The organism is Streptomyces sp. NPDC021749 (assembly GCF_040640655.1).
Classification (GTDB): domain Bacteria; phylum Actinomycetota; class Actinomycetes; order Streptomycetales; family Streptomycetaceae; genus Streptomyces.
Genome location: NZ_JBFACE010000006.1, coordinates 212,732 through 232,463 on the forward strand (window position 1 = coordinate 212,732; position 19,732 = coordinate 232,463).

Annotated in this window: 16 protein-coding genes; 7 read left to right on the forward strand and 9 right to left on the reverse strand. The window is 71.9% G+C overall.

What is annotated here, in order from left to right; translation table 11 throughout:
* Positions 1–25 precede the first annotated feature (25 nt).
* Positions 26–6,772: an Ig-like domain-containing protein gene (locus AB0G35_RS08735; protein ID WP_360945880.1), complete on the reverse strand. Its 6,747-nt coding sequence runs from the start codon at positions 6,770–6,772 to the stop codon at positions 26–28.
* A 394-nt stretch (positions 6,773–7,166) separates the two neighbouring features.
* Here AB0G35_RS08735 and AB0G35_RS08740 point away from each other — a divergent pair, with 394 nt between their 5' ends.
* Entirely contained in the window at positions 7,167–7,715 is a 549-nt protein-coding gene (locus AB0G35_RS08740) for a GNAT family N-acetyltransferase (protein ID WP_360945883.1), read from the forward strand.
* A gap of 104 nt (positions 7,716–7,819) precedes the next feature.
* Here the strand turns inward: AB0G35_RS08740 and AB0G35_RS08745 are convergent, their stop codons facing one another.
* Complete coding sequence (locus tag AB0G35_RS08745; RefSeq protein WP_360945886.1) at positions 7,820–9,238, reverse strand: PLP-dependent aminotransferase family protein; 1,419 nt, start codon at positions 9,236–9,238, stop codon at positions 7,820–7,822.
* Between the two features lie 47 nt (positions 9,239–9,285).
* Here AB0G35_RS08745 and AB0G35_RS08750 point away from each other — a divergent pair, with 47 nt between their 5' ends.
* From AB0G35_RS08750 to AB0G35_RS08760, 3 genes are read left to right on the forward strand one after another with little or no spacing between them, the layout of a single operon-like run.
* Positions 9,286–9,753 carry a carboxymuconolactone decarboxylase family protein gene (locus AB0G35_RS08750; RefSeq protein ID WP_360945889.1) on the forward strand — a complete coding sequence of 156 codons (468 nt, stop codon included), beginning with the start codon at positions 9,286–9,288 and terminating at the stop codon, positions 9,751–9,753.
* 4 nt (positions 9,754–9,757) lie between these two features.
* A complete protein-coding gene (locus AB0G35_RS08755; RefSeq protein WP_360945892.1) occupies positions 9,758–10,207 on the forward strand; it encodes a carboxymuconolactone decarboxylase family protein in 450 nt (149 codons plus the stop codon).
* Positions 10,204–10,947, forward strand: coding sequence for an isocitrate lyase/phosphoenolpyruvate mutase family protein (locus AB0G35_RS08760; RefSeq protein ID WP_360945895.1), 744 nt, complete (start codon positions 10,204–10,206; stop codon positions 10,945–10,947). Before AB0G35_RS08755 ends, AB0G35_RS08760 begins: the two co-directional genes overlap by 4 nt.
* 15 nt (positions 10,948–10,962) lie before the next feature.
* Here AB0G35_RS08760 and AB0G35_RS08765 read toward each other — a convergent pair whose 3' ends face one another.
* Together AB0G35_RS08765 and AB0G35_RS08770 are read right to left on the reverse strand one after the other, a co-directional pair.
* Positions 10,963–11,439 carry a GNAT family N-acetyltransferase gene (locus AB0G35_RS08765; RefSeq protein ID WP_360945898.1) on the reverse strand — a complete coding sequence of 159 codons (477 nt, stop codon included), beginning with the start codon at positions 11,437–11,439 and terminating at the stop codon, positions 10,963–10,965.
* A gap of 84 nt (positions 11,440–11,523) precedes the next feature.
* Positions 11,524–12,045, reverse strand: a complete 522-nt coding sequence (locus AB0G35_RS08770) for a carboxymuconolactone decarboxylase family protein (protein ID WP_360945901.1) — start codon at positions 12,043–12,045, stop codon at positions 11,524–11,526.
* Positions 12,046–12,091: 46 nt separating this feature from the next.
* Between AB0G35_RS08770 and AB0G35_RS08775 the strand changes: the two genes are divergently transcribed.
* A complete protein-coding gene (locus AB0G35_RS08775) occupies positions 12,092–13,582 on the forward strand; it encodes a PLP-dependent aminotransferase family protein (RefSeq protein WP_360945904.1) in 1,491 nt (496 codons plus the stop codon).
* Here the strand turns inward: AB0G35_RS08775 and AB0G35_RS08780 are convergent.
* From AB0G35_RS08780 to AB0G35_RS08790, 3 genes are all read right to left on the reverse strand, one after another.
* Complete coding sequence (locus tag AB0G35_RS08780; protein ID WP_360945907.1) at positions 13,557–14,726, reverse strand: hypothetical protein; 1,170 nt, start codon at positions 14,724–14,726, stop codon at positions 13,557–13,559. The genes AB0G35_RS08775 and AB0G35_RS08780 overlap by 26 nt on opposite strands.
* A 322-nt stretch (positions 14,727–15,048) precedes the next feature.
* A complete protein-coding gene (locus AB0G35_RS08785) occupies positions 15,049–15,474 on the reverse strand; it encodes a hypothetical protein (RefSeq protein WP_360945910.1) in 426 nt (141 codons plus the stop codon).
* A gap of 237 nt (positions 15,475–15,711) precedes the next feature.
* Complete coding sequence (locus tag AB0G35_RS08790; RefSeq protein WP_360945913.1) at positions 15,712–15,993, reverse strand: helix-turn-helix transcriptional regulator; 282 nt, start codon at positions 15,991–15,993, stop codon at positions 15,712–15,714.
* 486 nt (positions 15,994–16,479) lie between these two features.
* Between AB0G35_RS08790 and AB0G35_RS08795 the strand changes: the two genes are divergently transcribed.
* Complete coding sequence (locus AB0G35_RS08795) at positions 16,480–17,214, forward strand: hypothetical protein (protein WP_360945916.1); 735 nt, start codon at positions 16,480–16,482, stop codon at positions 17,212–17,214.
* A 21-nt stretch (positions 17,215–17,235) separates the two neighbouring features.
* Here the strand turns inward: AB0G35_RS08795 and AB0G35_RS08800 are convergent, their stop codons facing one another.
* Entirely contained in the window at positions 17,236–17,481 is a 246-nt protein-coding gene (locus AB0G35_RS08800; RefSeq protein ID WP_360945919.1) for a hypothetical protein, read from the reverse strand.
* 133 nt (positions 17,482–17,614) lie between these two features.
* On the opposite strand from AB0G35_RS08800, the gene AB0G35_RS08805 reads away from it, so the two are divergent.
* Positions 17,615–18,580, forward strand: coding sequence for a hypothetical protein (locus AB0G35_RS08805; protein WP_360945922.1), 966 nt, complete (start codon positions 17,615–17,617; stop codon positions 18,578–18,580).
* Between the two features lie 154 nt (positions 18,581–18,734).
* Here AB0G35_RS08805 and AB0G35_RS08810 read toward each other — a convergent pair whose 3' ends face one another.
* Positions 18,735–19,730 (reverse strand): ABC transporter substrate-binding protein, encoded by a 996-nt coding sequence (locus AB0G35_RS08810; protein WP_360945925.1) that lies wholly within the window; start codon positions 19,728–19,730, stop codon positions 18,735–18,737.
* Between the last annotated feature and the right edge of the window lie 2 nt (positions 19,731–19,732).

Sequence of the window (19,732 nt, forward strand, 5' to 3'; positions counted from 1 at the left end):
GTCGGAGTGGACGGTGGGACGTCGGTCACAGTCCGACGACGATCTGGGTGTCGGTGCCGGTGGAGGTGCCGAAGTTGCCGTCTCCCGTGTAGTTCGCGGTGACCAGGTAGCTGCCGGGTGTGACCAGCGCGGAACTGGCCGTGGCGACACCGCTGCCGTCCAGGGTTCCGGTGAGGTTCACGGTGGTCACACCGTCGGTGATGGTGAAGTTGACGGTGCCCGTCGGAACGCCGCTGCCGGGTGGCACCGGCACTACGAGGGCCGTGAACGTGACCGTCTGCCCGCTCGTGGACGGGTCCGGGAACGAGGTGACCGTGGTGAGCGTCGAGGCCTGGGTCACCGTCTGGGTGTCCGTCCCGACGGAGCCGGCGAAGTCGGCGTCACCGTTGTAGGTCGCGGTGACGTTGTGCGTACCGGCGTCCAGGGCGTTCGTGGTGACGGTCGCGACCCCCGCGACGACGGTGCCGGTCAGCGTGCCGCCCCCGCCACCGTCGATGACGAAGGTGACGGTGCCGGTCGGGCTGCCTGCCCCGGGCGAGTCGACGGTGACGTTCGCGGTGAAGGTCACCAGCTCCCCGACCACCGAGGGGTCGGGCGCGGAGGCGACGGTGGTCGTCGTGGACGCCTGGGTCACGGTCTGCGTGTCGGTGCCGCTGGAGGCCGTGAAGTTGGCGTCACCGCTGTAGGTCGCCGTGACGGTGTGGGTACCGACCGGAATGGCACTGGTCGTGACGCTTACCGTGCCCCCGGAAAGGGTCCCGGTCAGCGTCGGACCACCGGCGACCACGAACGTCACCGTGCCGGTGGGAGTGCCGGCGCCGGGAGACACCGGTGCCACGGTGGCCGTCAAGGTCACCGACTCACCGACCACCGACGGATCGGGGGCCGTCGTGACCGACGTGGTCGTCGCCGCCTGCGTCACCGTCTGCGTGTCCGCGCCGACCGAGCCGGTGAAGTTCCCGTCACCGCTGTACGTCGCGGTCACGGCGTACGCCCCGGCCGTCACCAGCCCGTTGGTGCTGACACTGACCGTGCCGCCGCTCAGCGTTCCGGTCAGGCTTACGGTCGTGACGCCGTCGGTGGCTACGAACGTGACCGTCCCGGTCGGGGTTCCCGCACCCGGAGAGACCGGAGCAACGGTCGCCGTGAAGGTCACCGTCTGCCCGACCACGGACGGGTCCGGGGAGGTCGTCACCGACGTGGTCGTCGCGGCCGGAACGACCGTCTGGGTGTCCGACCCGCCGGAGCCGGTGAAGTTGCCGTCACCGCCGTACGTCGCCGTGACGGTGTGGGTACCAACCGGAATCGCGCTGGTCGTGACGCTCGCCGTACCGCCCGAGAGCGTTGCCGTCAGCGTCGGGCCACCGGTGACCACGAAGGTGACCGTGCCGGTCGGGGTGCCCGTGCCCGGCGACAGCGGCGCGACCGTGGCCGTCAGGGTCACCGGCTGGCCGAAGACCGACGGATCGGGGGCCGTCGTGACCGACGTGGTCGTCGCCGCCTGCGTCACCGTCTGCGTGTCCGACCCGACGGAACCCGTGAAGTTCCCGTCACCGCTGTACGTCGCCGTGACGGAGTAAGTCCCGGCCGTCACCAGCCCGTTGGTGCTGACACTGACCGTGCCGCCGCTCAGCGTTCCGGTCAGGCTTACGGTCGTGACGCCGTCGGTGGCTACGAACGTGACCGTCCCGGTCGGGGTTCCCGCACCCGGAGAGACCGGAGCAACGGTCGCCGTGAAGGTCACGGTCTGCCCGACCACGGACGGGTCCGGGGAGGTCGTCACCGACGTGGTCGTCGCCGCCTGCGTCACCGTCTGCGTGTCCGTACCGACCGAGCCGGTGAAGTTGCCGTCACCGCTGTAGGTCGCCGTGACGGTGTGGGTACCGACCGGAATGGCACTCGTGCTGACGCTCGCCGTACCGCCGGAGAGCGTCGCGGTCAGCGTCGGACCGCCGGCGACGACGAACGTCACCGTACCGGTCGGAGTTCCCGCCCCCGGAGACACCGGAGCAACCGTCGCCGTCAAAGTCACCGACTCACCGAACACCGACGGATCGGGCGCCGTCGTGACCGACGTGGTCGTCGCCGCCTGCGTCACCGTGTGGGTGTCCGTGCCGACCGAGCCGGTGAAGTTGCCGTCACCGCTGTAGGTCGCCGTGACGGTGTGGGTACCGACCGGAATGGCACTCGTGCTGACGCTCGCCGTACCGCCGGAAAGGGTCCCGGTCAGCGTCGGACCGCCGGCGACGACGAACGTCACCGTACCGGTCGGAGTTCCCGCCCCCGGAGACACCGGAGCAACCGTCGCCGTCAAAGTCACCGACTCACCGAACACCGACGGATCGGGCGCCGTCGTGACCGACGTGGTCGTCGCCGCCTGCGTCACCGTGTGGGTGTCCGACCCGACCGAGCCGGTGAAGTTGCCGTCACCGCTGTACGTCGCCGTGACGGTGTGGGTACCGACCGGAATGGCACTGGTCGTAACACTCACCGTGCCCCCGGAAAGGGTCCCGGTCAGCGTCGGGCCACCGGTGACCACGAAGGTGACCGTGCCGGTGGGAGTGCCGGCCCCCGGCGCCACCGGGGCGACCGTGGCCGTGAGCGTCACCGGCTCACCGAACACCGACGGATCGGGCGCCGTCGTGACCGACGTGGTCGTCGCCGCCTGCGTCACCGTCTGCGTGTCCGACCCGACGGAACCCGTGAAGTTGCCGTCACCGCTGTACGTCGCCGTGACGGAGTAAGTCCCGGCGGTCACCAGCCCGTTGGTGCTGACGCTGACCGTGCCGCCGCTCAGCGTCCCGGTCAGGCTTACGGTCGTGACACCGTCGGTGGCTACGAACGTGACCGTCCCGGTCGGCGTACCCGCACCCGGCGACACCGGAGCAACGGTCGCCGTGAAGGTCACCGTCTGCCCGACCACGGACGGGTCCGGGGACGAGGAGACGACCGTGGTCGTCGCCGCCTGCGTCACCGTCTGGGTGTCCGACCCGACCGAGCTGGTGAAGTTGGCGTCACCGCTGTAGGTCGCCGTGACGGTGTGGGTACCGACCGGAATGGCACTGGTCGTGACGCTTACCGTGCCTCCGGAGAGGGTGCCGGTCAGCGTCGGACCGCCGGCGACGACGAAGGTGACCGTACCGGTTGGGGTTCCCACGCCCGGCGACACCGGCGCGACCGTGGCCGTCAAGGTCACCGGCTGGCCGAACACCGACGGGTCGGGAGAGGTGGTGACCGTCGTGGTCGTCGCCGCCTGCGTCACCGTCTGCGTGTCCGCGCCGACCGAGCCGGTGAAGTTCCCGTCACCGCTGTACGTCGCGGTCACGGCGTACGCCCCGGCCGTCACCAGCCCGTTGGTGCTGACACTGACCGTGCCGCCGCTCAGCGTCCCGGTCAGAGTCACGGTCGTGACACCGTCAGAGGCCAGGAACGTGACCGTCCCGGTCGGGGTGCCCGCCCCCGGAGACACCGGGGCGACGGTCGCCGTGAAGGTCACCGTCTGCCCGACCACGGACGGGTCCGGGGAGGTCGTCACCGACGTGGTCGTCGCGGCCGGAACGACCGTCTGGGTGTCCGACCCGCTGGAGCCGGTGAAGTTGCCGTCACCGCTGTAGGTCGCCGTGACGGTGTGGGTACCAACCGGAATCGCGCTGGTCGTGACGCTCGCCGTACCGCCCGAGAGCGTTGCCGTCAGCGTCGGACCGCCGGCGACGACGAACGTCACCGTGCCGGTGGGAGTGCCCGCGCCCGGCGACAGCGGCGCGACCGTGGCCGTCAAGGTCACCGGCTGGCCGAAGACCGACGGGTCGGGAGAGGTGGTGACCGTCGTGGTCGTCGCCGACACGCCCACGGTCTGGGTGTCCGTGCCGACCGAGCCGGTGAAGTTGCCGTCGCCGCTGTACGTCGCGGTGACGGAGTAAGTCCCGGCGGTGACCAGCCCGTTGGTGCTGACGCTGACCGTGCCGCCGCTGAGGGTGCCGGTCAGGCTCACCGTGGTCACACCGTTGGTCACGACGAAGGTCACCGTGCCCGTGGGGGTGCCCGCGCCCGGCGCGACCGGGGCGACCGTCGCCGTGAAGGTCACCGTCTGTCCGACCACGGACGGGTCCGGGGACGAGGAGACGACCGTGGTCGTCGCCGCCTGCGTCACCGTCTGGGTGTCCGACCCCACCGAGCTGGTGAAGTTGGCGTCACCGCTGTACGTCGCCGTGACGGTGTGGGTACCGACCGGAATGGCACTGGTCGTGACGCTCGCCGTACCGCCCGAGAGCGTTGCCGTCAGCGTCGGACCGCCGGCGACGACGAACGTCACCGTGCCGGTCGGGGTACCCGCGCCCGGAGACACCGGCGCGACCGTGGCCGTCAAGGTCACCGGCTGGCCGAAGACCGACGGGTCCGGGGCCGTCGTGACCGTGGTGGTGGTCGAGGCCTGGGTGACGGTCTGGGTGTCGGTGCCGCTGGAGCCGGTGTAGTTGCCGTCGCCGCTGTAGGTCGCGGTGACGGAGTACGTGCCGGGGGTCACCAGGCCGTTGGTGCTGACGCTGACCGTACCGCCGCTGAGGGTGCCGGTCAGGCTCACCGTGGTGACACCGTTGGTCACGACGAAGGTCACCGTGCCCGTGGGGGTGCCCGCGCCCGGCGCGACCGGGGCGACCGTGGCCGTGAAGGTCACCGTCTGCCCGACCACGGACGGGTCCGGGGAGGAGGTGACCGTCGTGGTGGTCGAGGCCGGGGTGACCGTCTGGGTGTCGGTGTCGCTGGAGCCGGTGAAGTTGGCGTCGCCGGCATAGGTCGCGGTGACGGTGTAAACGCCCGAGGTCACCAGCCCGTTGGTGTTGACGGCCGCGACGCCGGCGCCGTCCAGGGTGCCGGTCAGGTTCACCGTGGTGACCCCGTTGGTGATGGTGAATGTGACGGTGCCGGTCGGGACACCGCCGCCGGGAGCCACCGGGCCCACGAAAGCGGTGAAGGTGACCGGCTGTCCCGTCACGGAGGGGTCGGGGAAGGAGGTGACCGTGGTGGTGGTCGCAGCCTGGGTGACCGTCTGGGTGTCGGTGCCGCTGGAGCCGGTGAAGTTGGCGTCACCGCTGTAGGTCGCCGTGACCGTGTGCGTACCAGCCGTCAGTGTGCTGGTCGTGACGGTCGCCGTACCGCCCACGACCGGCGCCGTCAGGGTGCCGCCCCCGCCGCCACCGATGACGAAGGTGACCGTCCCGGTCGGGCTGCCCGCACCCGGGGACACCGGCGCGACCGTGGCCGTGAAAGTGACCGGCTGCCCGAAGAGCGACGGGTCCGGGGCCGAGGTGACCGTAGTGGTGGTCGCAGCCTGGGTGACCGTCTGGGTGTCGGTGCCGCTGGAGCCGGTGAAGTTGGCGTCACCGCTGTAGGTCGCCGTGACCGTGTGCGTACCGGCCGTCAGTGTGCTGGTGGTGACGGTCGCCGTACCGGCCACGACCGGCGCCGTCAGGGTCGGGCCGCCGGAGATGACGAAGGTGACCGTGCCGGTCGGGGTGCCCGCACCCGGGGGGACGGGCGCGACCGTGGCCGTGAAGGTGACCGGCTGGCCGACGACGGACGGGTCCGGGGACGAGGAGACCGTCGTGGTCGTGGCGGCCTTGTTGACGAGCTGGGTGTCGGTGCCGCTGGAACCGTTGAAGTTGCCGTCGCCGCTGTAGGTGGCGGTGACGGTGTGCGTACCGGCCGTCAGTGTGCTGGTCGTGACGGTCGCCGTGCCGCCCACGAGCGGCGCCGTCAGGGTCGGGCCGCCGGAGATGACGAAGGTGACCGTGCCGGTCGGGCTGCCCGCACCCGGGGGGACGGGCGCGACCGTGGCCGTGAAGGTGACCGGCTGGCCGACGACGGACGGGTCCGGGGACGAGGAGACCGTCGTGGTCGTGGCGGCCTTGTTGACGAGCTGGGTGTCGGTGCCGCTGGAACCGTTGAAGTTGCCGTCGCCGCTGTAGGTGGCGGTGACGGTGTGCGAGCCGACGCTGAGGCCGCTGGTGGTCACGCTCGCCGTACCGCCCACGAGCGGCGCCGTCAGCGTCGGGCCGCCGGAGATGACGAAGGTGACGGTCCCGGTCGGCGTGCCCGGGCCGGGTGGGGAGGGGGCGACGGTGGCGGTGAAGGTGACCGGCTGGCCGAACACCGAGGGGTCGGGCGAGGACGTGACCGTGGTGGTCGTCGACGCCATGCCCTGCACGGTCTGGGTGTCGGTCCCGGTGGACGCCGCGTAGTTGGTGCTGCCGTTGTACGTGGCGGTGATGGAGTGGGTGCCGACGCTGAGGGTGTTGGTGGTGACGCTGGCGTTGCCGCCCACGAGCGGTGCCGTCAGGGTGCCGCCCCCGCCGCCCCCGATGACGAAGGTGACCGTGCCCGTCGGGGTGCCTCCGCCCGGCGCGACCGGCGCGACATGCGCGGTGATGGTGACCGTCTGGCCGAAGAGGGAGGGGTCGGGGGACGAGGTGACCGTGGTGGTCGTGGAAGCCTGCACGACGGTGAGCGAGCCGAGCCCGCTGGAGGGGGAGAAGTTGATGCTGCCGTTGTAGTTCGCCGTGACGGTGTGGAACCCGACGCTCACATTGTTGACGGTGACGGTCGCGGTGCCGCCGACGAGCGGCGCCGTCACGGTGGGCCCGCCGCTCACGGAGAAGGTGACGGTGCCGGTGGGTGTGCCCAGTCCGAGCGGGATCACGGTTGCGGTTAAGGTCACGGGTTGTCCGAAGACCGCCGGATTCGGCGCCGCGGACACCAACGTGAAGGTAAATGCCATGGTGCGGCCCTTCGATGGGTGTATGGAGGGCGGCGGGCCGTCCGCCCCCACCGAGCCCGAAAGGCTGCGGTGAGCGACAACTTCCTGTAGGAGTGGCTGGGCGGTCAGGGCAGCCGGCGTCCCGGGCTGCTGCGTACCGGTGTCCTCCCCCTACGGGTGGGCAAACCCGCCGATCGTTAGCATCAGTAGGCGCGCCGTTCACTCGTACGCGCCATAGCCGCTCCCACGTTTCCCCCGGATAGCGCAGCGCTCGGCGGCTCCCGTGTCACGCACGGCGCGCTCCGCGGGCGCGGGCGGTGCGCGGACCACGCCCGGGGCACATGCGGTCGGTACATTGCGGAGCCCGGGGCGCCCCGGACACGAAGGGCCGGCCCTCAGTCGGAAAGGTGACGCCATGACCGAAAGCGCTCCGGTGCCCTCGCCCGGCGCGATACCGGGCGGCCTGACGCTGCGCCCTCCCGTACCGTCGGACCACCCGCGCCTTCAGGTGGCACTGGCCGACTGGTGGGGCGGCCTGGGCGGTGAAGCGGGCGCGCTGCAGCGCCAGTTGCTGGTACCGCGGCTGTTTCTGCAGCACTTCGCGGACACCAGCCTTCTCGTCGAGCGCCCGGACCGGACCCTGCACGCGTTCCTGATCGGCTTTCTGTCCCAGACCGATCCGCGGACCGCGTACATCCACTTCGTGGGTGTGTGCCCGGACGGCAGACGGGGCGGCCTCGGCAGGACGCTGTACGAGCGGTTCTTCGCGCTGGCCGGAGAGGCCGGCCGCCGTCAGGTCCGCTGCATCACCAGCCCCAACAACCGCGATTCCGTCGCGTACCACACCCGTATGGGCTTCCGCCTGGAGCCGGGCGACCGCACCGACGAGCACGGCACTCCGGTGCACACGGACTACGACGGGCCGGGGCTGGACCGGATCTCGTTCGTACGGGAGTTGGCGTAGCGGCGCGCCGGCCGCCGTGGCGGCCCGGCGGGTGAGCCGTCAAGGACGGGGGACTTCAAGGAACTCCAGGCTCGCTGAGGCCCCCGCCTCTCCCCCGCCCCCGGTCATGCCCCCGGCTCCGGCGGCAGAGCCCTGACCAGTGCGTCCAGGGCGCCGTGGAAAGCGTGGTCCGGTGGGGTGCCGTAGGCGACGACCAGGGCGTCCCGGGGGGTGGGTGGGGCGGTGGGGGTGTGGAAGCGGGTGAGGCCCTCCAGGGCGAGGCCCTGCCAGCGGGCGGCCTGGACGATGGACTGCTCGGTGCCGGGCGGGAGTTCGAGTACGGCGTGCAGGCCGGCGGCGATGCCGGAGATGTGGACGTGCGGGGCCCGTTCGGCGAGGGCCGCGACGAGCTGGTCGCGGCGGCGCCGGTAGCGCAGCCGCATCCCGCGGAGGTGCCGGTCGTAGCCGCCGGAGGAGAGGAACTCGGCGAGGGTGAGCTGTTCCAGCTGGCCGGACTGCCATTCGCCGGTGCGTTTGACGGCCAGCAGCGGGTCGACGAGGCGGTCCGGCAGCACCATCCAGGCCAGCCGCAGGGCGGGGGCCAGGCTCTTGCTGGCGGTGCCCAGGTAGACGACGTGGTCGGGGTCGAGGCCCTGGAGGGCGCCGACGGGCTGCCGGTCGTAGCGGAACTCGCCGTCGTAGTCGTCCTCCAGGATGTAACCGCCGGTAGTGCACGCCCAGTTGACGGCGGCCGCGCGGCGGTCGGGGTGCAGCGGGACGCCGGTGGGGAACTGGTGGGCGGGGGTGAGCAGGGCCGCGCGGACGTCGTCGAGCCCGGCCAGGTCCTCGGTGCGGGCGCCGCGCTCGTCGACGACGAGGGGGACGGTGCGCAGTCCGGCGCGGGTGATGACGTCGCGGTGGAAGTCCAGTCCGTACGACTCGACGGCCAGCCGGCCGGTGCCGAGGGTGCGGGCGAGCAGGGCCAGGCCCTGCATGAAGCCGGTGCAGACGACGATCCGGTCGGGGTCGGCGCGGACCCCGCGGGCCCGGGCGAGGTAGTCGGCGAGGACGGTGCGCAGTTCGGGGCGGCCGGCCGGGTCGCCGTAGCCGAAGGCCTCGCTGGGCGCGGCGGTCAGCGCGCGGCGGGCGGCGGTGAGCCAGGCGGTGCGGGGGAAGGCGGAGACGTCCGGGGTGCCGGGGGTGAGGTCGAAGCGCGGCGGGCCGGGGCGGGCGACGGGGCCGTGCGGGCGGCGTACGGCGGGGGCGGTGCGCGGCAGTACGCGGTCGGCGACCCGGGTGCCGGAGCCCTGGCGGGCGCTGAGCCAGCCCTCCGCGACGAGTTCGGCGTAGGCGTCGGCGACGGTGTTGCGGGCGATGCCGAGGTCGGCGGCGAGCGAGCGGGAGGAGGGCAGGCGGGTGCCGGGGGCCAGCCGTCCGGTCCGTACGGCGTCCCGCAGTGCGCGGATCAGTGCGGCGCGCAGTCCGCCGGGGCCGGTGAGGTCAAGATGCAGATCACGACCGAAAGTGGACCATGATTTCGCCATGGAAGTGGACCATACCGGCGTGCCACTGCCGACGTAGCGTCGTAGCCATGACGACGACATCCACGACCTCCACCGGGCCCCGGATGCCTTGGGCCGAACTCGCGCCCGAGGTCTACAAGGCCATGATCGCGCTGGACGCGGCGGCGAAGAAGGACCTGGACCCGCCGCTGGTCGAGCTGGTCAAGATCCGGGCCTCCCAGATCAACAAGTGCGCCTTCTGCCTCGACATGCACATCAGGGACGCCCGTGAGGCCGGCGAGACGGAGGAGCGGATCTCTCTGCTCGCCGCCTGGGCGGAGGCCGAGGAGTACTACACCGACAAGGAGCGGGCGGCGCTGGCGCTGACCGAGGCCGTCACCGTCCTGACGGAAGGCTTCGTCCCGGACGAGGTGTACGAGCGGGCCGCCGCCCACTTCGAGGAGCCCGAGCTCGCCCGGCTCATCGCCCTGATCACCACCATCAACGCCTGGAACCGCTTCGGTGTGACCACCCGCATGACCCCGGGGAGGGCCTGAACCGATGACCCATCGGATGAAGTTCTGGGGCCGGCAGCCGGCGTTCTACCAGGCGCAGCTGGCGCTCACCACGGCTGCCAAGAAGGGGCTGGGCGACCCGGTGCTGGCCGAGCTGGTGGTGCTGCGCGCCTCGCAGCTCAACCGGTGTGCGTTCTGCATCGACATGCATGTGAAGAACCTGCACGAGGCCGGGGTGAGCCGGCAGCGGATCGATCTGCTGCCGGCGTGGGAGGAGGCGGGCGAGGTCTACTCGGCGCGGGAACGGGCCGCGCTGGCCCTCACCGAGGCCGTCACCGTCCTGACCGACGGGCACGTCCCGGACGAGGTCTACGAGCGGGCCGCCGCCCACTTCGACGAGCGTGAACTGGCCCATCTGCTGGCGGTGATCGTCGCGATCAACAACTGGAACCGGGTCAATGTGACGGTCCGCCAGCCGCCGGGGTCGGAGCTGTGAGCGCCGCCGCGACGCTGCGCGCGCTGCACCACGGCCCGGAGCTGCCGCTGGTCCTGCCCGGCCCGTGGGACGCGGCCGCCGCCCGGGTCTTCGCGGACGCCGGCTTCCCGGCGCTGGCCACGCCCAGCGCCGGGATCGCCGCCTCCCTGGGCCACGAGGACGGCCGGACGCCGCCGGAGGAGATGTTCGCCGCGATCGCCCGGATCGTGCGGGCGGTGGACGTGCCCGTCACGGCGGACGTGGAGGCCGGGTACGGACTGTCGGCGACGGAGCTGGTGGGCCGGCTGCTGGACGCCGGGGCGGCCGGCTGCAACCTGGAGGACACCGACCATGCCACCGGCGCCCTGCGCGATGCCGAGGAGCAGGCGGCCTGGCTGGCGGAGGTACGGGCCGAGGCCGGTGACGCGCTGGTGATCAACGCGCGGATCGACACCTACCTGCGTGGCGTCGAGGGCGAGCGGGAGACGGCGGAGACGGTGCGCCGCGGTCTGCTCTACGCGGCGGCGGGCGCCGACTGCGTCTATCCGATCTTCGCTCCGCCCGCGCTGCTGTCCGCTCTGGCCACCGCGATCGGACGCCCGGTGAACGCCCTCGCGGTGCCCGGCGGGCCCACCCCGCAGGAGCTGGGCGCGCTGGGCGCGGCCCGGATCACGTTCGGCGGCGGGCTGCAGCACGCGGCGATGGCGACGCTGGCGGAGGTGGCCGAGCGGCTGCGGGGCGGGCGGCCCGCGCAGGGTTAGGGCCGGTCCGGCGGATCACGGCCGGGTGAGGTCCAGTTCGCCGACGCGCTGGTCGCCGCTCATCTCTCCGGTCAGTCGGAATCCAAGTCCGAGGTAGAAGGCTTCGGGGCCGTCGCTGCCGGGATGCCAGCAGGCCGTCAGGCAGGTGCCGCCACGGCGGCGGATCTCGCCGGCTACTGCCCGGACCGCGAAGCGGCCATAGCCGCGGCCTTGCTCCCCGGCGGCGATGTTCAGACGCCACAGCCCCGAGCGGATGTCGGTGCCGGTGCCGTCGCCGGCGAAGTCGATGTCGAAGAAGGCCATCAGGAAGCCGACCACTCGGTCCTCGTCGAGGATGAGCCGGGGCCATGCGACGTCGGGATGCACGTACGCCTCGGCGAGGGACTTGACGACCGGAGCGACCAAGTGGTCCTGCTCGGGACGTACCTTCAGGGCGATCGCGGCGTCGAAGTTGCCGGGAGTGATCTTCTCCAAGCGGGGCGAGGAAACCATGCCGGAAGATTACGGACCCGCGGGGTCCGGGGCCGCGGCGGGGCGGACGTACAGGGGTCGTCCGCCCATGCCGCGGCCCCGGCGTCAGCGTTCGTCGGTCCCGGCCACCTTTCCCGTGCTGATCGCGATCCGGTTCCAGGTGTTGATGGTGAAGATCAGCGCCAGCAGCCGGGCCAGTTCCTCCGCCGCGAAGTGCCGGGCGGCCCGCTCGTACACCGCGTCCGGCACCCCGCCGTGGGCGACCAGCGTGACGGCCTCGGTGAGCGCCAGCGCCGCCCGCTCCCGCTCGGTGAAGAAGTGGCCCGCCTCCTCCCAGACGGCGACCATGTGCAGCCGCTCCTCGCTCTCCCCGGCCTTGCGGGCGTCGGTGGTGTGCATGTGCAGGCAGTAGGCGCACTTGTTGAGCTGCGAGGACCGGATCTGGACCAGTTCGACCAGGGCCGGGTCCAGGCCCTCGCGGGCCGCGGCGTCGAAGCCGATCAGTGCCCGGAAGGCCTTGGGGGCGGCCTTGGCGAAATCGACCCGGGGGCTGCGGAGTTCGGTGGATGCGCCTGCTGCGGTGGCGGTTGCGGTGTGCGTCGTGTCCTGCGCTGCGGTGTGCGTCATGCCTCGAATCTAGGAGCCGGGGCGACCGGCTGTAGGGTGCATTTCCATGCCGGAATCATGGGTCAATTCCGCCGAGGGCCTGGGCACCGACCTGCATCTGGAACTGACCGGTCCGGGCGGCCGGCGTGCCGCCCTGCTCCGTGCGCTCCGCGAGGCCGTACGGTCCGGGCGGCTGGCCCCCGGCACCCGCCTGCCGCCGTACCGTTCGCTCGCCGCCGATCTCGGCCTCGCCCGCAACACCGTCGCCGACGCCTACGCCGAACTCGTCGCGGAGGGCTGGCTCACCGCCCGCCAGGGCTCCGGCACCCGCGTGGCACACCGGGCCCGGCCGCTCACGCCCACCCGCGCCCCGGCCCACCGCACCCCGGCGGCCCCTCCCCGGCACAACCTCCTCCAGGGGCAGCCGGACGCCGCCGCGTTCCCCCGTACGGCCTGGGTCGCCGCCGCCCGCCGGGCGCTGACCGCCGCCCCCGACGACGCGTTCGGGCCCGGCGATCCGCGCGGCCGCCCGGAACTGCGCCGCGCCCTGACCGACTATCTGGCCCGCACCCGCGGCGTCCGCACCGATCCCGGCCGGATCGTCATCTGCTCCGGTTTCGCGCACGCCCTGCGGCTGCTGTTCCCCGCCGTCCTCCCCGGCCCGCTCGCCGTCGAGGCGTACGGCCTGCCCTTCCACCGGCAGCTCCTGGCCGCGTCCGGCACCGTCACCCGCCCCTTGGCGGTCGACGAACTCGGCGCGGATACCGGCCGGTTGGCGGAGCTGGACGACGTAAGGGCGGTGCTGCTCACCCCGGCCCACCAGTTCCCCACCGGTGTCCCGCTGCACCCCGACCGCCGGGCCGCCGTCATCAACTGGGCGCGGGCCGGCGGTGGTTACGTCATCGAGGACGACTACGACGGCGAGTTCCGCTACGACCGACGGCCGGTCGGCGCCCTGCAGGGCCTGGACCCCGAGCGGGTGGTCCACCTCGGCTCGGTCAGCAAGAGCCTGTCGCCCGCGGTGCGGCTGGGCTGGATGGTGCTGCCCGGCCGGCTGGTCGACGCCGTCCTCGCGGCCAAGGGCGAACGGGAGGCCTGGGCCGGGGTCACCGACCAGCTCACCCTCGCGGAGTTCCTGACGCACGGGGCCTACGACCGGCATGTGCGCCGGATGCGGCAGCGCTACCGGCGGCGCCGGGACCAGCTGGTCGCCGCGGTGGCCGGCCACGCCCCGCAGCTGCGGGTCACCGGTATCGCCGCCGGGCTGCACGCCGTCCTGCGACTCCCGGACGGCGCCGGTGCGGTGGGCGAGCGTGCCGCGCTGCGTGCCGCCCGCTGGCAGGGCCTGGCCCTGGACGGACTGTCGGAGTACCGGCACCCGGACGCGCCGACGCCGCCCCGCCACGGCCTGGTCGTCGGCTATGCCACCCCGTCCGAGAGCGCCTTCCCGGCGGCCCTGGCGGCGCTGTGCCGGGCGTTGCCGCCGGGGCCGCAGGAAGACGTCGTCCGCGGGGAGCGGGGCGGGGCCGGCTCTACTGGCCGGCGAACTTGCGGCTGATGCCGTCGAAGACCCGCTGCGCCTCGGGGCCCAGGTGCGGGCCGGCCAGCCAGGTGTGGGCGTGGGAGCTGATGGAGGTGTTGGAGACCAGGGTCAGCTTGCCGCCGCGGTTGACGAACCAGCCGCCGCCGGAGGTCCCGCCGGTCATCGTGCAGCCGATGCGGTGCATGGCGGGCGTGCCCTGCTGCATGACCAGCCGGCCGGGGCGGGCCGGGCAGTTCATCATCCGCGCGCCGTCGTACGGGGGCGCGGCCGGGTAGCCGAACGCGTCGAGGGAGCTGATGCCGTCGGCGGAGGGCGCGTTGAACCACACCTGGGCGGCGGCGCCCACGGTCTCCTGGAGCGACTTGCCGCCGCCGTTCTCCGGCTTCACGTGCAGCACCGCGAAGTCGTAGGCGGAGCCGCCGTTGCCGGTCTCCTCGCTGCCCATGTTGATCCACTCACCGGAGGTGGTGATCCAGTCCGCCCAGAACCGGCCGTAGGGGGTGATCTGCTGGGCGGGGGTGGCGCCGACCTGGTTCATCGGGACGCCGTTGTCGTTGTACGACGGCACGAAGACGATGTTGCGCATCCAGCCGCCCTGCTTGCCGGAGTGCACGCAGTGGCCGGCGGTCCACACCAGGTTGGACCTGCCCGGGTGCGCCGGGTCCTCGACGATCGTGCCGGAGCAGACCATCGGGCCCTTGGGGCTGTCGAAGAAGATCTTGCCGACCGGGGCCATGTGCTGGTGGTACGGGCGGGCGACCTGCTCGGCGGTGACCGGCCGCGGCTCGGGGTCGGAGGCATCGGATCCGCTGCCCGCGCCGGTGGCGTTCACCCCTATCTCCGGGGCGGCCTTGGCCTTGGCCAGCCGGTCGGGCTTCCAGTGGTCCTTGATGACGGGGTTGGCGAAGTCCGAGGCCTTCCGGGCCCAGTCGCCCCAGTCGTTCCAGCCGCCGTCCTTCCACTTCTTCAGGTCGTCGATGCTGGTCGGGATTCCCTTGGGCAGCTTCAGCCCCCCGTCGCCCGGCCCCTTCTGGTCGGCGGCGGCCGAACTGCCGGGCGCGGCGGCCTTGTCGTCGCTGGGGCCGCAGCCGGTGGCGGTGACCGCGAGCAGCGCGGCCACGGCGGCGGCCGCGGCGGTGGAACGGCGGATGGCTGGCATGGAAGCGGAAGTCCCCCCGGTGCGTGGCGGTCGCGGCAGGCGGCGCCATGGCGTGCTGTGTCATGTCCCGTCTCGGACTGCGCCCTACTATGCCGCGCCGCGGGGCCGGCGGAACGGCCAGGGCTCGGGGGCCGGGGGACAGAACGGGAGGGGTCACCGCACGTCGGACGGCCCCGCACCGGCGGCAGCGGTGCGGGGCCGGGAGCCGCCCGCACTCCCCCCACAGGAGACAGGCAGCGGTCCGGGGACGGAAGACGGAGAGGCTCAGGACCTCGGGGGTCGGTCCTGAGCCTCTCCTGGAGGTGGGCCTGTGGGCGGGGCGTTACCGCAGGAGCTTGACGATCAGCTCCAGCACGTAGGTGTCGACCTTCTCCAGGAGGATGCGGACCGGGCTCGACGGCTTGAGGGTCTTCACCCACTTCCGGAAGGCGGCGACGCCCTTCTTCGCGGCGGCCTTGGCCTCCTTGTAGTGCTTGCCGAGCACCTTCTTGAGGAACTTCACGATCGCCTTGGCGCGATCCTTGGCGTCCTTGCCCGAAATGCCCGGCACCTGGGCCTTGTCGAGGCCGGCCGCGTAGGTCACCGCGGTGAGGGTGTTCACCTCACCGGCCGAGCGGACCGCGCCCACCTGGACCGAGGAGACGACCGGGGTGCGGGAGTGCTGGGCCGCGCTGGCCATGGGTGCTGCGATACCCAGCGTGACCGCGGCGGCGAGGGCGGTGGCGGCCATCCGCATCGTCTTGCGCATGGGACTCCTCTTCTCTCTTTCGCGGCGCACCGGTTGTCGGTGATCGCCGCAAAGAGTCTTCCGTCGCCCTCCGCTATTCCGCTATTGCCTCTTCGGGCATCGGACGCACGGTCAACGGACTTCCGGTCATCGACCGAAGGGGAGTCGTACGGAAGGGAATTGGGGATTGCCGCCGGAAGCGAAAGAACCTCCTCGCCCGTCCCGAGGGCGAGGAGGTTTCCGGCGGGCCTGCCGGGATTACGGACGGTCCACCGGGAGACTGCCGTCCGGCGGGCTGATGTCGTGATGGTGGGCGTACGCGAAGATGGCCGCTTCGATGCGGGTGGCCACATCGATCTTCGTCATGAGATTGGCCAGGTGAGCCTTGACGGTGCGTTCGGTGATGCCGAGTTGGTGCCCGATCTCCCGGTTGGACGCGGCCTTTCCGATGAGAATGAGCACTTGGCGTTCGCGCGGCGTCAGGTGAGGGATTCTGGAGGGGTCTCCCGGTGTCGGGCGCGGGCTCGTGGGGTATGCCACGGCTATCCGCGCAGCCGATAGTTCACTTTTGTTGCACGTATGACTCTGAGGCAAAGCAGTTCTACCTTCCCCGTATTCTGCTTATGAGTCCTGTCGGGCACGGTCGCACCGCTTTCCCCCGGTTGGTCGAGTCGGGGTCCGGCGGACGAACATGGGCGTGCGGTCATCGTGCGCTGCGGTCCGCGGTCCACCCCGGATTGTGACTCCGGGAAGCGGGCGCGGTGACCGCCCGACGCAACCTCTGCCCGGCATGAGCAGCGTCACGGTCGGTAACTGCCCAGCAAAGCGAGGCCACATGGCCGGAAAGAGCACTTACGGCAGATCTTAAAGGGTTCCTAAACCGCCGGTACGGGTTTGGGCAGTGGATCTTCAAGCGCCCCGGCTTGTCCCGAAGGGCACCGGCCGAAGGGTCAATACCGCCCGCGCGGCCCCGTTCGTACGCTCGGTCTCCCCTCCGCACGCCGAAACAGAGCAAGAGGAGATTCCATGAGCAACGGTTCCACCATGCGCCGTATCGGGTCGGCCGCCGTGGCCGGAGCGGCGGCCCTCGCGGTCCTGGCCCCCACGGCATCGGCCGTCGGCCGGCCGTCGGCGCCGGCCCCCGTGGGCGCCGCGGAGCAGTCGCTCGGGAGCAAGCTGACGGTCACGAGCTATCTGCAGTACCTGGCGTCCCGGAAGACCCCCGAGGCGAAGCGGACCCTCAAGGCGTTCCGTGCGCTGCCGAAGGCCAAGCAGCAGAAGTTCGTCGGCTACCTCCAGAACCGCAAGGTCTACGAGGCGCTCACCGCGTCGCTGAAGGGCACCACCCGGCCCGGGCACCTGCGCCGCGCCGTCCCGTACAACGCGGACGTGTCGTTCGTGAAGGAGATGCGGGTCGAGGCCAAGGAGACCATCGCGGGTCTGAACACCCGCGTCGGCTTCGCCATGTCGGAGGAGGTCTTCGGCATCCCGGTCACCACCGAGCAGGTGTGGGTGCAGTACCTGGCCAGGGGCGAACGGGTCACCCACCTCAAGGGCGGTGGCGCCACGGTGACCAACGTCAACGCGGCCGTGGACATCAAGGGCGGCGGCAAGCCGCGCCTGGTCCGTGGGGCGGCCAGCATCTCGGCCACCTGGAAGGCCACCCCGCGCTATGCCTCCTTCGGCAAGGCGCTCAACAAGATCCAGGCCCTCGACGCCGGTGTGCAGGGCTACTGGCGGGCGAGCCTGCACAACGCCTGAGCCGGTGCGGGCCGCCGCTCGTCACGGACGGGCGGCGGCCACCCTCGGGTCCCGGTACGCGGCGGCGCGCGGCTGCCGTCCCGGGCCGCCCGGTCCTCCCGATGCCCCGTGGCGGAACTCCCCGAGCTGTTCCGCCGTGGGGTACCACTGTTTCTGGCAACGGCAGCACCACCAGCGCCAGTTGTCCCAGTCGGTACTGGTCTGGGTGGTGTCCTTCCACAACCAGTCGTCACAGTCGGTCGTGGGGCATTTCGGGGGAAGCGGCATGGTGGCATCCTCGGGCGTCCCCGCCCGTGCGCCCGCCGGAACTCCCCGGCCGCCATCCGAACGGGTGAGGCCCCGCCCGGCTGACTAGGCTCCTTTCGGACAGCCCCCGCTACGCCATCCGATGAGGAGATCCATGTCCCCACCCGGCTCCGGGCCCGCGCCCACGGCCCCGTCGTTCGCCGAGCCGCCGCATCCGCAGCGGCCCGGCCCCGGCGCCGGACCGGCCCCGCGGCGCTCCCGTACCGGGCTGGTGGCACAGTTCGTGCTGCAGTTCGTCTACCTCCCGCTGTGGGTCCTGCTCGCGGTCGGACTGGTCGTCCTCGCGATCTGGCTCGACGGCCTCGGCAACGCCAACGTCGGCCCGCCGGCGGGGGTGTTCAGCTTCTCGAAGGCCGCGCTCTCCTGGCGGCGACTGCGCGTCGAGTGGCGCGGACGGCCGGAGGACTGGGCGCCGTTCACCGAGGAACTGCTGCGGGAACGGTTCGCCAGGGCGGAGAAGAACAGCGGCTGGGTGCCGGCCATGCTCCCGCCGAGCGGCGTCCGGCAGGCCACCACGGAACTGCCGCTGCGCCACTACCGCGGCCTGGGCGCGAGCGGCGTCGAGCAACTGGCGCGGCGCCACGGCTGGTCGGTGAACTGGAAGCGGCACCGCGCCGGGGCCCAGAAGGTGTACCTCTTCCGGCTGCTGCCGCCGCCGGTGCACACCGGGGTCCCCGACCCCTGCGGCCCGCCGGTGCCGCCCGGCGCGCCCTGGGGACCGCTGCCCGCCCGGCTCGCGGTGCCGCTGCTGACGTTCGTCTTCGTGCCGCGGCTGCGCACGCTGGAGCTGCGCGGCAACCCGGAGGCGTACGTGGCCCATCTGCGGACCTATCTGGCGAAGCGGTTCGCCAAGGAGCTGGCGCGGGACCGGCGCGGCCACTACGCCGCCGACGAGGGCGGCCGGATCCTGCGCCGGGTCGCCGTCAGCAGCCGGCACTACCGCGCGGCGGGCGGCCAGGCGGTGCTGCGGGTGGCCGCCGAGCAGGGGTGGCGGCTCGACCACTCGTACCCGACCGAGCCGGACCGCAGAGTGTGGCTGTGCCGCCCGGACCACCCGTAGGAACGGACCACCGGGTAGGAACGGACCACCCGTAGGAACGGACCACCCGTAGGAACGGGCGGCCCGTAGCGGGCGGGGCGCGCGGAGCGCATGCGAAGGGGGTGCGGACCCGTCGGGCCCGCACCCCCTTCGGCCGACGTCCGGCCGGGACCGCCTACTTCTTCTTCGGCAGCCAGCGCTTCCAGACGTCCGGGTGCTTGTCCACCCACCGCTTGGCCGCCTCGTCGGCGGACAGGCCGCCCGAGGCGATGGACTCGGAGACCTCGTTCTGGTCGTCCTTGGACCACTTGAAGTTCTTCAGGAACGCCGCGGCGCTGCCGCCGCTCTTGGCGAAGTCCGTGTTGAAGTACTTCTGGAGCGGGGTGGTGGGGTACGCGCAGTCGATGGACTGCGGGTCCTTGGTGCCCTTCTCCGCACAGGCGTCGGTGTACTTGGGGAGCTTGACCTCCACCATCGGCACCTGGTTGAAGAGCCACTGCGGCTCGTACCAGTACGTGAGGAAGGGCTTCTTCTCCTTGGCGGACTGCTGGATCTGGGTGATCTGGGCCGCCTCGGAGCCGGCGAACACCACCTCGTAGTTGAGGTGGAGGTTCTTCACCAGCGCCTTGTCATTGGTGACGTAGGACGGCGAACCGTCCATCAGCTGGCCCTTGTTGCCGCTCTCGGACGTGCGCAGCTGCTGGGCGAACTTGTTGAGGTTCTTCCAGTCGGTGACCTCGGGGTGCTTGTCGGCCCAGTACTTGGGGACGTACCAGCCGATGTGACCGGTGACGCCGTTGCCGCCGCCCGCGGTGATCGTCTTCTTGTCCTTGACGTACCGCTTCTCCTGGTCCGGGTGGCCCCAGTCCTCCAGGATCGCGTCGACCCGGCCCTGGCTGAGGGCGTCCCAGGCGGGGATCTCGTCCACCTGGACGGTGTCGACGTGGTAGCCCAGCTGGTGTTCCAGCAGGTACTTGGCCACCGCGACGTTGGACTGCGCGCCGACCCAGGTCTGCACGGACAGCGTGACGGACTTCGAGCCCTTGGCCGCCGCGAACGGCGAGGCCTGCTTGGTCATGTCGGCCTTGCCGCAGGCGGACAGGGACAGCGCGAGCGCCACCGTGCCGGCGAGCACGGTCGTACCGAGGAAGGCTTTGCGCGTACGGGACATGA